Source organism: uncultured Streptococcus sp. (assembly GCF_902463925.1).
In the GTDB taxonomy this organism is placed as follows: domain Bacteria; phylum Bacillota; class Bacilli; order Lactobacillales; family Streptococcaceae; genus Streptococcus.
The window spans coordinates 72,989-85,248 of sequence record NZ_CABQHE010000001.1 but is presented as its reverse complement, the minus strand read 5'-3'; the positions used below and the strand labels follow the sequence as shown (position 1 = coordinate 85,248).

Here is a 12,260-nt window from a genome sequence, read left to right as displayed (position 1 = left end):
ATAGGATATCTTTACGCTGACTAGCTTTGTCAATTACTAGGCTGTATGCTATAATTATCTCATGAAAATCTTACTGTTAATCCTTATCGCCTACTTGCTAGGTTCCATTCAGACTGGTCTCTGGATTGGAAAAGTTTTCTTTCATACTAATCTTCGAGAGCATGGCTCTGGAAATACTGGAACAACCAATACCTTCCGTGTTCTTGGTAAGACTGCTGGCACAATCACATTCTTAGTAGATATGCTTAAAGGGACTTTGGCAGTGCTCTTACCTATTTGGCTGGGTGTCACGGAAGTATCACCCCTAATCATTGGTTTCTTTGCAATTATCGGGCATGTTTTTCCAATCTTTGCAGGATTTAAAGGCGGAAAAGCCGTTGCGACAAGTGCTGGGGTGCTTCTTGGTTTTGCTCCCCTCTACTGCGTCTTCCTACTCCTGATCTTTGCTTTAACGCTCTATTTAACCAGCATGATTTCATTTTCAAGTGTCACGGCCGCAGTTGTTGGGCTAATCACCTTGGCTATTTTTCCAGCCATCCACTTATTGCTAGATGGATATGACCCAATCTTTAGTACTGTTCTTATCATCATGGCTTTAGTGATTATTTTCCGTCACACTGAAAATATGGGGCGAATCCGCAGGCATCAAGAAAACTTGGTACCTTTTGGACTTAATTTAACCAAACAAAATCCCAAGAAATAAATAATTAATTACTATTGACCACTAGCCAAGCTAGTGGTTTTCTTGTTCTGATAACCAACTGACGGCTTCAAGACAAAGAATAAAGATCCGAAGTCTACACCTCGGATCTTTTTAGGCTTAAGCTTTAAAGTTGACACCATTTTCTTTCAATTTTTTAACTGTTGCAGGTCCGACACCCTTGAGGGCAAGAACTTCTTCTTCAGTCACAGTAGCAAAAGCCTCTGCTGAAGTCAAACCTTCATTGTAAAGAGTTTCTACAAGGTTTGAACGAAGACCTTCAACTTCTGGAAGTTCTGCAAAAGCTTCAAGACTAAGGTCTTTTGCTGCTACTTCTTCCTTAGCAACTGTCTTAGTTTCAGCAAGAGGTTGTGATGCTACTGGTGGCACTGGTGGAACAGGGGCTTTAAGATTATTGAAAAGTCCTTGTTTTTTCAAACGGTGTTTAAAAGCTTTCTTTTTATTTTTTACTTTAGCCATGTTTAGTATTCTCCTATTTTAATCGACGACATCTTTCCATAAAGTATTGTCGCCATTTTCTTTTCCATCCTCTATTAATAGTGACGTTCCCCGAACAAGCCATCTGGCATATCATGGAAACCTTTGCCAGCACGATAGTTGGCAAACTTGCCAATTAGGAAATTGTAAGCATCCAATTTTGCTTCATAACGGTAACTTGCATCACGTGCACGCTCATCGCCATCTTCTTCCCAGATTTTCTTGCTTGCGGCCAAGGCCGTTTCGTTTACTTTAACTTGGGTAACAACCCAGGCTTCGAAGTCTTTTAGAAATTCTTGTTCGTAGGTCATATTTTCCTCTTCATTTTAAAAACCAGCTTAACGCTGGCTTCATTTTCTACTAATAGTGTGTAGAGCTCATAGCCTTACAGTCTCCTATTATAACAAATAATTAGAAATTTGACTAGGTTCTAAACTCTGCATATAAGGCTTTAATGTCATTTGGACGTGTACGGCAGCAACCACCTAAAATCTTCACCCCAAACTGAGCATGCCAATCCTTGCTGTGTTCAACTAAGGTCAGAGCATCCTTATCCTTAGGTTTCCAAGTCTGCGTGCTACCATCATAAACCTCACCTGAGTTGGGGTAAGTAATGAGGGCTTTTCCAGCATTTTTAAGAATAGTAAGAGCCTGATTATACAGCAGAGGCGAACTACAGTTGATTCCTAGAGCCAAGATTTGGTCTGACTGGGAAACAAGCTGGGCAATCTCATCTAAAGAAGTCCCATCACTGATAGTTCCTGGTTCTTGGACTGTAAAACTGATATAAGCTTCTGCTTCTGGAAATTCTTCAGCCAGAAGTTCAATCAAAGCTTGTGCTTCCAGACGATTAGGAATGGTTTCCAAAGCCAACAAATCGACACCCTGATCTAGGAGAATTTGAATGCGAGGACGATGAAAGTCCTTGAGAGCCTCGATGGTAATCTGACCATAATCACCAGTGTACTCAGAACCATTGGCCAAATAAGCTGCGTACGGACCAACATCTCCAGAAATCAAAGGATATGGTCGTTTTGCTTTCTCAGTCTCATCTAATGCTACCCATACCTTATCACGTGCAGCCTTTGCTAGCTGGACCGTTAGGGCAATAATCTGCTCGGCTGCTTTCTCGGTAAGCCCTGCCTCTACCAATCCAGGTAAGGTAGCCTGATAAGATGACGTGGTAATCAAGTCAGCCCCAGCAGCTACATAGGTTTCGTGGATTTTTTGAATAACTTCTGGCTTTTCAAGCAGGTACTTGGCTGACCAGAGCTTACCTGAAATATCATAACCCAAGGCTTCCATCTCTGTTCCTAGAGCCCCATGAAGAATAAGGGGAGAATTATTTTCCAAATAATCTTTAAATGTTGCCATAAAAGGCCTCCTTACCATTTTTTAAAGCGAAGGTAGTGATAAAGGTAACAGAAAATCATGAAAGGAATACCGAAATAGAGTCCCGCACGTTGTGAACTATCCCAAGCAATCCCAAGCACAGAAATAGCTAACAGAACAATTGTGATATAAGGGAGGATTGGATTAAACGGTGTCTTATAGTCCAGTTCGTCTTCGGAATGTTCTAAATTCCACTGTTTACGGAAGTTGATTTGTGCCATAGGAATAGAAAGCCAAACAACAACAACTGCAAATCCAGCGATTGATACCAAAGCTAGGTAAACCGTATCTGCTGCATAGATACTTGAAAAGAGCGATAAAACTGCTCCAGCCATGGAAATCAAAAGGGCTGTCATTGGAACACCATGCTTATTGATTTTCACTAGCTTTTTATTAAGCATGCCCTCATTGGCCAAAGACCAAAGCATACGGCTTGAAGCATAAAGACCTGAATTCCCAGCAGAAAGAATAGCTGTCAGGATAACAAAATTCATAATGTCCGCCGCAAATGGAATCCCCATCTTGTCAAAGACATCAACAAAAGGTGCTGAGGATACCCCTGCTTCTTTCATTGGAAGAAGCGAAGCCAAGACCACAATGGTTAAGACAAAGAAGATAACCAAACGGCCAATAGTTGTTTTAATAGCACGTGGAACAGCTTCCTTAGGATTATCTGTTTCACCAGCTGCAATACCGATTAACTCTGTTCCCGAAAAGGCGTAGTTAACCGCCAACATGACTGACACAATAGCAAGAGCACCATTTGGAAAGAGACCATTGGCCATCAAGTGCTTGAACATAATGGCCTCATGGTGCCCATCAAAACTCACCAATCCAAACATAGCCCCTAGCCCCAGAATAATGAAAACCAGGATAGCAATAACCTTTATGGAAGAGAAGAAAGATTCTGCTTCCGCAAAAGACCTTACGCTCAAAGCATTAATTCCAAAAATCACAAAGGCAAAGAAGGCCGCAAACATCCAAACCGGAACTGATGGGAACCAACGTTGCATCAACATAGCAGCACCCAGAAATTCTGTTCCCAAGGCAACCGTCCAACAAATCCAATAAAGCCAAGCTACCGTAAAGCCGGTTCCCGGACTGATAAATTTAGTGGCATAGGTGTGAAAGGACCCCGTTACTGGCATGGCAACTGCTAACTCACCCAATGAAAGCATGACCAAGTAAACAACGATAGCCCCCACAAGATAAGATAGTATCGCACCAAGAGGGCCTGCTTGTGCAATCGTATAGCCTGAACTTAAGAAAAGACCAGTACCAATGACACCACCCAACGAGAGCATAAAGAGGTGTCGAGAAGTCATCTTCCGTTGGAACTGACCCTCATTTTCATAATTATGGTTTTCCATAAATTCCTCCAAAAAAAAATGTAATAAAACAAGCTTATCACAATATCATCTCCTTGGATAATAAGTGAAAACTATCAAAGAGATAGTTAAAGACTATCACAAGAAAAAAACTCGGATTTCTCCGAGCTTTTCTTACAATTCTGCCAATATCGTGTCCCATGCTTCATCATAACCGTCACGTGTGACAGATGAAAAGACGATGAAATGGTCATTTTTATCAAAATTGAGTTTTTTCTTAATAATAGATTCGTGCTTGTTCCATTTTCCGCGAGGAATCTTGTCAGCCTTAGTCGCCACAACGATAACTGGAATTTCATAATACTTAAGAAATTCATACATTTGGATATCATCTTGAGTTGGTTCATGTCGGAGGTCAACCAAGCTAACAACCACACGAAGATTGTCTCGAGTCACGAGGTACTCCTCAATCATTTTCCCCCATTTGGCACGTTCTTTTTTGGACACACGGGCATAACCGTAACCTGGCACATCCACAAAGCGTAGCTTATCGTCAATATTGTAGAAATTAAGCAACTGGGTTTTTCCTGGTTTGCCAGAAGTACGTGCTAGGTTTTTACGACCAAGAAGAGTATTGATAAAGCTTGATTTACCAACATTCGACCGTCCTGCTAGGGCAACCTCAGGGAGCTCATCTTGGGGATAGTGACTCTTATTTGCTGCACTGAGCAAAATCTCAGCGTTATGCGTATTTAGGACTTGTTCTTCAGCCATAAGTCCTCCTTACGCTGTTTCCAAAACTGGAGCAGCTGTACCGTCAACGGCTTCTTTGGTAATACGAACCTTAGTCACATCTTCCTGGCTAGGAATTTCAAACATGACATCCATCATGACTTCCTCAATGATAGAGCGAAGCCCACGCGCACCGGTCTTACGTTCAATCGCCTTACTTGCAATAGCTTCAAGAGCATCTTGGTCAAACTCAAGTTCAACCCCATCATAAGACAAGAGGGTTTGATACTGTTTAACCAAGGCATTTCTAGGCTCTGTCAAGATACGAACCAAGTCGTCAACCGTTAACTGTTCTAGAGCCGCAAGTACTGGCAAACGTCCGATAAACTCAGGGATAAGACCGAATTTTTGAATATCTTCAGCCACAATTTCCTGCATGTATGATGAGTCATCATCAATTGCCTTATTATTTTGACCAAAACCAATGATTTTCTCACCAAGACGTTGCTTAACGATATCTTCGATACCATCAAAAGCACCACCCACGATAAAGAGAATATTCTTCGTATCAATTTGAATCATCTCTTGGTTAGGGTGTTTACGGCCACCTTGAGGTGGAACGCTGGCTACTGTTCCTTCGATAATCTTTAAGAGGGCTTGTTGAACTCCTTCACCAGAAACGTCACGAGTGATTGATACGTTTTCACCCTTTTTAGCAATCTTATCAATCTCGTCGACATAGATGATCCCACGTTCCGCACGTTCAATATTGAAGTCTGCCGCTTGGATCAGTTTGAGGAGGATATTTTCCACGTCCTCACCCACGTAACCTGCCTCTGTCAATGATGTCGCATCCGCAATCGCGAAAGGAACATTCAAGCTACGAGCCAAAGTCTGGGCCAAGAAAGTCTTCCCTGAACCGGTTGGTCCAATCATGAGAATATTTGATTTTTGCAAATCAACATCGCTGTCTTCACGACTTTCTGTGAAGTTAATACGTTTATAGTGATTGTAAACAGCTACCGCCAAGGCACGTTTAGCACGATCTTGCCCCACGACATAGTTGTTCAAAATATCCAAAAGTTCTTTTGGCTTGGGTGTTTCGGCCAAGTCAGCCAAAACTTCTTCTGCCATTTCCTCACGAATGATTTCTTGTGACAAAGCCACACATTCGTTACAGATAAAGACGCCATTCCCAGCAATAATTTTCTTTACTTCTTCTTGGTTTTTGCCACAAAATGAACAATAAACCATTTCTTCATTACGATTTCCAGCCATTTATTCCTCACTCTTTTCTAAAATAGGGTGCCATAGAAGGCGTGAATAGTATTGACAAGGTTAGTAAAAGCATTTAAAAAGAGAAAAACTGCTAACCCATAACGTTTCTTGCGAAAGGCAGGAATGGCAGAGAGCACACAAAGCACCCCCAATAATGCAGTAAATAACCCAAAAACACTACGTTGCATGAACCTAGTCTCCTTCTTTTTCATAGCGACTTATGCTAAAGTCGTAGGCATTTTTATCATCCTTGGCCACGCGGTCACGTGATACCTCTTTAAATGCCGTCATATCTAGTTGTGGAAAATACGTGTCTCCCTCTAAATCAGCCTCAATAGTTGTCTTGATGAATGCATCATAATGCCCATCAAAAGCCTTGTAGACACCAGCACCACCAGCAATATAGAGATCCTTATCTTGCTGTTCAAACCAAGCTATGGCTTCCTCAACACTCGTAACGGTCGTTACACCCTTACAGTCGAAGTCCTTGTCTCTTGTTAGAATTAGGGTTTCACGTCCTGGGAGGCAACGACGATTCATGCCATCAAAGGTCACACGTCCCATAAGAATTGCTGAGCCCATGGTCGTTTTCTTGAAATGTGCCAGTTCAGCAGGCAAGTGCCAAGGCATGGTGTGATTCTTCCCAATAACATGGTTATGAGCTTCCGCCCAAATAGCAATGAGTTGTTTAGACACAGTATTTCCTTTTCTTTTTACGTTTACAATCCATTCTAACAAAAAAAGAGAAAAAGAGCTTGGAAAAAACTTTGCCAGCTCTTTATGGACTTAAATTATCAACGTTTATTAAATTGCTAAGTCAAATTTGAGTTGAGGTTTAACAGGATCATAGTCAACCAATTCGAAATCTTCTGGTTTGATATCGAAGAAATTAGTCCCATCAGGAACGTTGAGAACCAAGCGTGGTTGGCAATCAGATGGCTGACGTTTGAGAAGTTCTTCGGCTTGCTCAAATTGATTGTCATAGATATGGAGGTTGTTGATGAAATAAAAGAATTTACCAACTTTCCAACCAAAATGCTTGGCAATCATCATCTGAAGAGCCACATACTGCATGGCATTAATATGATGAGCCACCAACATATCGTTAGAACGTTGCGTCAAAGTGGCGTCCAAATAAATGTCCTCACCAACACGACGAACATCAAACATGGTTTGGAAGGCACAAGGCTGAAGTCCTGCGGTCTCCTCGAATGCCTCGTAATCCCAAAGGGAAATGACATTGCGGCGGTTCCATGGATTAGCCTGCAACTGTGCCAATAAACGATTAATAATATCGTGCTTTTTAACAACCGCTCCATAACGCTGACCAATTGAACGCTTGTCTCCATTATTGGCAGACACGCCTTCAACTTCCCAGTCATTCCAATAGTGAACATTGTACTTGTCTTCAAGAACATCTAGGCTATTTGTCTGGTCTTGATAAATCCAAAACACTTCTTTGATGGCAGATTTGATAGCGATAGAACGTAGAGTCGTAATTGGAAACTCTCCCTTGCTCAAATCATATTCTGCAAAAGACCCTGTGATGTATTTGGAATTGGCTGTTGTGCCATCCTTGTATTTAGGACGTGCTTGCTCTGACCAAACCCCTTCTTCCATGATTTTAGTGATATTTTCTTTAAATATAGTGTCTGCTTTTGTCATGATTTTCCTCTTTATTCCATTTAAAAACAAAGTATTTTTTGAGACTTTCCTAAGTAATTACGGACGTCTTCGAAGTTCAAAGACAAATTTTTGAGTCTAAAGTCTCAAAAATCCAATTATCATTTCAATTTTACCCTATTCTGGTGTAAATGAGAAATATAAGCTATGGAATTGCAAAAGTAAGTCGTTTAAAATCCCCTAGTTCCTATCAAAAAATGAGATATAACTAACTATCAAAGTTTTTTCAAGGCGAAAGCGCTCTTTTATGGTAAAATCACTATAGATTAGTATCTTCTGGATACTCTACAATGAAGAAAAAAGGAAACATCATATGTCTATTGGAATTGATAAGATTGGTTTTGCGACCAGTCAATATGTTCTAAACATGGCTGATCTCGCTCTTGCCCGTGGGGCGGAGCCTGAAAAATTCAGCAAGGGGCTGATGCTTGATGCAACCAGTATTACGCCGATTACAGAAGATATCGTGACGCTTGCCTCTGATGCAGCGGCTGATATTTTAAATGACGACGACAAAAAAGCTATCGATATGGTCATCGTGGCTACTGAGTCTTCCATTGACCAGTCCAAGGCTGCTGCTGTCTATGTTCACAGTCTTTTAGGTATTCAGCCTTTTGCCCGTTCTTTTGAAATGAAGGAAGCTTGTTACGCTGCAACAGCCGGACTTAACTATGCTAAGTTGCATGTGGCAACTCACCCAGATAGCAAAGTTCTGGTTATCGCTAGTGATATTGCCCGCTATGGTGTCGGATCTTCTGGGGAGTCAACTCAGGGAGCTGGTGCTGTAGCTATGCTAGTCAGTCAGAATCCACGTATTTTGGAGCTTGCTGATGATAATGTGGCGCAAACTCGTGATGTCATGGACTTCTGGCGCCCAAACTACAGTTCAACGCCTTATGTTCAAGGCATCTATTCAACCAAGCAGTACCTTGACAGTTTGAAGACAACTTGGGCAGCTTATCAAGAACGCCATCAGGCTGACTTTGCTGATTTTGCCGCTTTTTGTCTCCACCTTCCTTATCCTAAGCTAGCTCTTAAGGGACTTAACAAGATTATTCCAAAAGATTTGAACCCAGAGAATAAAGAGCGTTTGACAAACAACTTTGATGCTTCAATTACCTATAGTCGTCAAATTGGAAACATCTATACAGGGTCACTCTATCTTGGACTTCTGTCTTTGCTTGAACAGTCGCAAGACCTTAAAGCCGGAGATAAGATTGGCTTCTTCTCTTACGGTTCTGGAGCTGTTTCTGAAATTTTCTCAGGACGTCTGGTTGAAGGTTACAAAGACCTGCTTCGTTCGGACCGCCTAGATACCTTTGCCAAGCGTCAACACTTGAGCGTTGCTGATTATGAAAAAATTTTCTATGAAGAGGCTCAGTTGGATGACACTGGTTCTACTCAATTCGCTGATTACCAAACCGGAGCTTTCCGTTTAGCTGAAATCTCTGAACACCAACGTATCTATAAAGGACATTAATATGACTAAACTCTCTTGGACTGGTTTTTCCAAGAAGACACCGCAAGAACGTAAAGAGCATTTGAAAAAGAATGCTCTTTTGTCTCAGGAAAATCAAGATCTTCTGGATAAGGACCAACAACTTACCCTTGAAACCGCCAATCAGATGGCTGAAAATGTTATTGGTCGCTTTACACTCCCCTTTGCCATTTGCCCAGATGTATTGGTAGATGGTGTGACCTATCAAGTTCCCATGGTTACCGAGGAACCTTCAGTTGTGGCTGCTGCTTCCTACGCTAGCAAGCTCATTAAGCGTTCTGGTGGTTTCACGACTACAATCCATGACCGTCAAATGATTGGCCAAGTTGCCCTCTTTGACGTCCCTGATAAGGATGATGCTTCAAGAAAAATTCAAGCAGCCAGTCAGGATCTTATTGAGATTGCCAAAGAGGCTCACCCTTCTATTGTTAAGCGTGGGGGTGGCCCTCGCAAGCTCTGGACTGAGACTAAAGGAGACTTCCTCATTGTCTATCTAGCCGTTGATACCCAAGAAGCCATGGGAGCCAATATGGTCAACACCATGATGGAAGCCCTGGTGCCAGAATTGGAAAACCTGTCAGAAGGTCAAAGCCTCATGGCTATTCTCTCAAATCTAGCCACTGAAAGTCTTGTGACAGCGACTTGTCGTCTTAGCACACGCTTCCTCAGTCGTAATAAGGAAGAGGCACATGACCTAGCCAAGAAAATGGAGATGGCTAGCCAACTGGCTCAGGTGGACCCTTACCGAGCAGCTACCCATAACAAGGGAATTTTCAATGGTATCGATGCGCTAGTTATCGCGACCGGAAACGATTGGCGAGCAGTTGAGGCCGGTAGCCATGCCTATGCAAGCAAGGATGGTAGCTACCGAGGTCTGTCCACATGGACTTATGACCAGGAGGCTAAAGAATTGGTGGGAGAATTAACCCTCCCCATGCCAATCGCAACCCGTGGCGGTTCAATCGGACTTAACCCTAGTGCTTCTATCGCCCATGACTTGCTTAATCATCCAGATGCTAAAACGCTAGCCAGTATCATCGTCTCACTTGGTTTGGCACAAAATCTGGCTGCTCTCAAAGCTCTGACTTCAACAGGAATACAGGCAGGACATATGAAACTCCAAGCCAAATCTCTGGCCTTGTTAGCCGGGGCTAGTCCTGAAGAAATGCCTCAAGTTTTGTCTGAACTTCTCAAGGCCAAACATATAAACCAAGAAACTGCACAAGCAATTTTGGAGAAACTCAGAAACCATAAGTAGTGGATCAGAAACAATAAAAAAATCACTCTGCCTAATCACATAAAAAATAAAGATGTTGGAAATATTATCTCAACATCTTTTTCATATCTCACAGATTCTGACTTGACTTGAATTTCTATAATGTTATAATCTAGTTATGGAGACTAGATAAAGAGGTTTTTATAATTTGACAACACAACAATACCCTCTCTGGGAAGAATTACCAGAGATTGAACTCTATTTGGATCAGGTTTTGCTCTATGTCAATCAGGTCACCCAAAGTACTTTGGGGCCAAACGACAAGGGGCTAACCGCCTCTATGGTCAATAATTATGTCAAACATGGCCATGTCGCAAAACCCATCAAGAAAAAATATAATGCTGCTCAGGTAGCTAGACTTATTGTCATCACTAGTCTGAAGACCGTCTTTGAGATTTCTGAGATTGCCAAAACCTTGGAAATCCTACGAACAGATTCTGAAAGTCAAAAGAGCTACTACAATGACTTTGTAGCCTGTATGAATGGTCAGTTTCCCCAAGAAGCTCCGCAAGTCATACTCTCAGCCTGTCAGACGCTTCAATGTTACCAAGCTACCCATCAACTTTTGAACGACCTTGAAGGAGGAAACAATGTCTAATACTGCTACTTTTAATACTTCTCCCAACCTCAAACTCAGTAAAAAACTTAGCTTTGGTGAGGAAGTGGCCAACAGTGTGACTCACGCCGTCGGAGCTGTGGCCATGCTGGTCTTACTGCCAATTACTGCTGTTCATGCCAACAATGGCTACGGCATGATAGCTGCTGTTGGGATGGCTGTTTTCGTTATTAGCCTTTTCCTCATGTTCTTGAGCTCAGCTATCTATCATGCCATGGATTACAACTCACCCCACAAGATGGTCCTGAGAATTATTGACCACAGCATGATTTATATCGCCATTGCTGGAAGCTACACCCCTGTTGCCCTCTCACTGGTTGGCGGATGGCTAGGCTACAGCATCATCATTCTCCAATGGGGAACAACGATTTTTGGGATTCTCTATAAAATCTTTGCTAAAAAAATCAATGAAAAATTCTCCCTCTTTCTATATCTGATGATGGGCTGGTTGGTTATCTTCATTATCCCAGCTATCGTCACTAAGACAGGGCCTGCCTTTTGGGGACTCATGCTTGCTGGAGGATTGTCATACACGGTTGGTGCAGCTTTCTACGCTAAGAAAAAGCCATACTTCCACATGATTTGGCACCTCTTCATCATGCTGGCTTCGGCTCTGCAATATCTGGGTATCGTCTACTTCATGCTTCCTTAAGCTAATACTAGACTTCAAGGTGTTATGGTATAATAAGGCATACGGAGGTAAATCATATGAAAAAAGAACTCAGACGAGATCCAAACAACAAAATCATTGCCGGTGTTTGTTCTGGTATCGCTAAATATCTTGACATCGACCCTGTCATTATTCGCCTCATTTGGGCTGCAGCGATTTTCTTATTCGGAACAGGCTTTCTTTTCTACATCATTTGCTGGATTATTATCCCAGAAGAAAGCAAGTGGTAAGCTATCATTGAATATATAAAAAGTGATACAGACCTAATTTCTTACCATTTAGGTCCATATCACTTTCTTTTTTATTTTCTCAAGCGGAAAATCAAATAGCTGACATTAATGAGGAGTAAAACACTCCAAAGAATGAGAAAGGGAATATTTCCTCGGACAGCATTGTGCCAAATACCTAGGGCGTATAAGGCCATAAAGACTAGTGAGCCTAGAACCACTGTTCCTTTATTGTTTTGTGGTTGTTTAGACATATGAACCTCCTTTGATTGCTTGGTCTGATCCGGTTTAAAGCCATAAACCAGAGCAAGAAAAAAAGACTCCTGAAATTACTCAAGAGCCTAGCAATGCGGGCGAATTTC

Annotated in this window: 16 protein-coding genes; 6 read left to right on the top strand and 10 right to left on the bottom strand. The window is 42.0% G+C overall.

Annotation, left to right across the window (positions count from 1 at the left end; translation table 11 throughout):
* The first annotated feature begins 61 nt into the window (after nucleotides 1–61).
* Nucleotides 62–703 (top strand): glycerol-3-phosphate 1-O-acyltransferase PlsY, encoded by a 642-nt coding sequence (gene plsY, locus RDY04_RS00280; protein WP_303952613.1) that lies wholly within the window; start codon nucleotides 62–64, stop codon nucleotides 701–703.
* A 117-nt stretch (nucleotides 704–820) separates the two neighbouring features.
* Here the strand turns inward: plsY and RDY04_RS00275 are convergent, their stop codons facing one another.
* From RDY04_RS00275 to RDY04_RS00235, 9 genes are all read right to left on the bottom strand, one after another.
* Complete coding sequence (locus tag RDY04_RS00275; RefSeq protein ID WP_303952611.1) at nucleotides 821–1,180, bottom strand: helix-hairpin-helix domain-containing protein; 360 nt, start codon at nucleotides 1,178–1,180, stop codon at nucleotides 821–823.
* A 74-nt stretch (nucleotides 1,181–1,254) separates the two neighbouring features.
* A complete protein-coding gene (locus RDY04_RS00270; RefSeq protein ID WP_002886199.1) occupies nucleotides 1,255–1,509 on the bottom strand; it encodes a DUF1912 family protein in 255 nt (84 codons plus the stop codon).
* A 112-nt stretch (nucleotides 1,510–1,621) separates the two neighbouring features.
* Nucleotides 1,622–2,572 (bottom strand): homocysteine S-methyltransferase, encoded by a 951-nt coding sequence (gene mmuM / locus RDY04_RS00265; protein ID WP_303952608.1) that lies wholly within the window; start codon nucleotides 2,570–2,572, stop codon nucleotides 1,622–1,624.
* Nucleotides 2,573–2,583: 11 nt separating this feature from the next.
* Nucleotides 2,584–3,960 carry an amino acid permease gene (locus RDY04_RS00260; protein ID WP_303952607.1) on the bottom strand — a complete coding sequence of 459 codons (1,377 nt, stop codon included), beginning with the start codon at nucleotides 3,958–3,960 and terminating at the stop codon, nucleotides 2,584–2,586.
* A gap of 132 nt (nucleotides 3,961–4,092) precedes the next feature.
* Nucleotides 4,093–4,692 (bottom strand): ribosome biogenesis GTP-binding protein YihA/YsxC, encoded by a 600-nt coding sequence (yihA, locus tag RDY04_RS00255; RefSeq protein WP_303952606.1) that lies wholly within the window; start codon nucleotides 4,690–4,692, stop codon nucleotides 4,093–4,095.
* Between the two features lie 9 nt (nucleotides 4,693–4,701).
* Nucleotides 4,702–5,928 carry an ATP-dependent Clp protease ATP-binding subunit ClpX gene (gene clpX / locus RDY04_RS00250; protein WP_295496835.1) on the bottom strand — a complete coding sequence of 409 codons (1,227 nt, stop codon included), beginning with the start codon at nucleotides 5,926–5,928 and terminating at the stop codon, nucleotides 4,702–4,704.
* A 17-nt stretch (nucleotides 5,929–5,945) separates the two neighbouring features.
* Nucleotides 5,946–6,116: a hypothetical protein gene (locus RDY04_RS00245; RefSeq protein WP_002886174.1), complete on the bottom strand. Its 171-nt coding sequence runs from the start codon at nucleotides 6,114–6,116 to the stop codon at nucleotides 5,946–5,948.
* 4 nt (nucleotides 6,117–6,120) lie between these two features.
* Nucleotides 6,121–6,624 carry a dihydrofolate reductase gene (locus RDY04_RS00240; protein WP_303952590.1) on the bottom strand — a complete coding sequence of 168 codons (504 nt, stop codon included), beginning with the start codon at nucleotides 6,622–6,624 and terminating at the stop codon, nucleotides 6,121–6,123.
* A gap of 108 nt (nucleotides 6,625–6,732) precedes the next feature.
* Nucleotides 6,733–7,593 carry a thymidylate synthase gene (locus RDY04_RS00235; protein WP_303952589.1) on the bottom strand — a complete coding sequence of 287 codons (861 nt, stop codon included), beginning with the start codon at nucleotides 7,591–7,593 and terminating at the stop codon, nucleotides 6,733–6,735.
* Between the two features lie 331 nt (nucleotides 7,594–7,924).
* Between RDY04_RS00235 and RDY04_RS00230 the strand changes: the two genes are divergently transcribed.
* From RDY04_RS00230 to RDY04_RS00210, 5 genes are all read left to right on the top strand, one after another.
* Entirely contained in the window at nucleotides 7,925–9,091 is a 1,167-nt protein-coding gene (locus RDY04_RS00230) for a hydroxymethylglutaryl-CoA synthase (RefSeq protein WP_295495735.1), read from the top strand.
* Between the two features lies 1 nt (nucleotide 9,092).
* Entirely contained in the window at nucleotides 9,093–10,367 is a 1,275-nt protein-coding gene (locus RDY04_RS00225) for a hydroxymethylglutaryl-CoA reductase, degradative (protein WP_303952586.1), read from the top strand.
* A 166-nt stretch (nucleotides 10,368–10,533) separates the two neighbouring features.
* Nucleotides 10,534–10,983: a DUF1836 domain-containing protein gene (locus RDY04_RS00220; RefSeq protein WP_303952584.1), complete on the top strand. Its 450-nt coding sequence runs from the start codon at nucleotides 10,534–10,536 to the stop codon at nucleotides 10,981–10,983.
* A complete protein-coding gene (locus RDY04_RS00215; RefSeq protein ID WP_295495726.1) occupies nucleotides 10,976–11,653 on the top strand; it encodes a hemolysin III family protein in 678 nt (225 codons plus the stop codon). The genes RDY04_RS00220 and RDY04_RS00215 overlap by 8 nt, the downstream gene beginning before the upstream one ends.
* A gap of 56 nt (nucleotides 11,654–11,709) precedes the next feature.
* Nucleotides 11,710–11,901: a PspC domain-containing protein gene (locus RDY04_RS00210; protein WP_002886147.1), complete on the top strand. Its 192-nt coding sequence runs from the start codon at nucleotides 11,710–11,712 to the stop codon at nucleotides 11,899–11,901.
* Nucleotides 11,902–11,972: 71 nt separating this feature from the next.
* On the opposite strand, the gene RDY04_RS00205 is transcribed toward RDY04_RS00210, so the two are convergent.
* The gene (locus RDY04_RS00205) at nucleotides 11,973–12,152 is read right to left on the bottom strand and encodes a hypothetical protein (protein ID WP_295495721.1); all 180 of its coding nucleotides are present in this window, start codon (nucleotides 12,150–12,152) and stop codon (nucleotides 11,973–11,975) included.
* Nucleotides 12,153–12,260 lie beyond the last annotated feature (108 nt).

Bases quoted from the DNA above. Each gene is read 5' to 3' on its own strand.
- RDY04_RS00260 (WP_303952607.1), bottom strand. From the start codon at position 3,960: ATGGAAAACCATAATTATGAAAATGAGGGTCAGTTCCAACGGAAGATG.
- RDY04_RS00270 (WP_002886199.1), bottom strand. From the start codon at position 1,509: ATGACCTACGAACAAGAATTTCTAAAAGACTTCGAAGCCTGGGTTGTT.
- RDY04_RS00210 (WP_002886147.1), top strand. From the start codon at position 11,710: ATGAAAAAAGAACTCAGACGAGATCCAAACAACAAAATCATTGCCGGT.
- RDY04_RS00215 (WP_295495726.1), top strand. From the start codon at position 10,976: ATGTCTAATACTGCTACTTTTAATACTTCTCCCAACCTCAAACTCAGT.
- clpX (WP_295496835.1), bottom strand. From the start codon at position 5,928: ATGGCTGGAAATCGTAATGAAGAAATGGTTTATTGTTCATTTTGTGGC.
- RDY04_RS00225 (WP_303952586.1), top strand. From the start codon at position 9,093: ATGACTAAACTCTCTTGGACTGGTTTTTCCAAGAAGACACCGCAAGAA.
- RDY04_RS00230 (WP_295495735.1), top strand. From the start codon at position 7,925: ATGTCTATTGGAATTGATAAGATTGGTTTTGCGACCAGTCAATATGTT.
- RDY04_RS00235 (WP_303952589.1), bottom strand. From the start codon at position 7,593: ATGACAAAAGCAGACACTATATTTAAAGAAAATATCACTAAAATCATG.
- yihA (WP_303952606.1), bottom strand. From the start codon at position 4,692: ATGGCTGAAGAACAAGTCCTAAATACGCATAACGCTGAGATTTTGCTC.
- mmuM (WP_303952608.1), bottom strand. From the start codon at position 2,572: ATGGCAACATTTAAAGATTATTTGGAAAATAATTCTCCCCTTATTCTT.
- RDY04_RS00245 (WP_002886174.1), bottom strand. From the start codon at position 6,116: ATGCAACGTAGTGTTTTTGGGTTATTTACTGCATTATTGGGGGTGCTT.
- RDY04_RS00205 (WP_295495721.1), bottom strand. From the start codon at position 12,152: ATGTCTAAACAACCACAAAACAATAAAGGAACAGTGGTTCTAGGCTCA.
- plsY (WP_303952613.1), top strand. From the start codon at position 62: ATGAAAATCTTACTGTTAATCCTTATCGCCTACTTGCTAGGTTCCATT.
- RDY04_RS00275 (WP_303952611.1), bottom strand. From the start codon at position 1,180: ATGGCTAAAGTAAAAAATAAAAAGAAAGCTTTTAAACACCGTTTGAAA.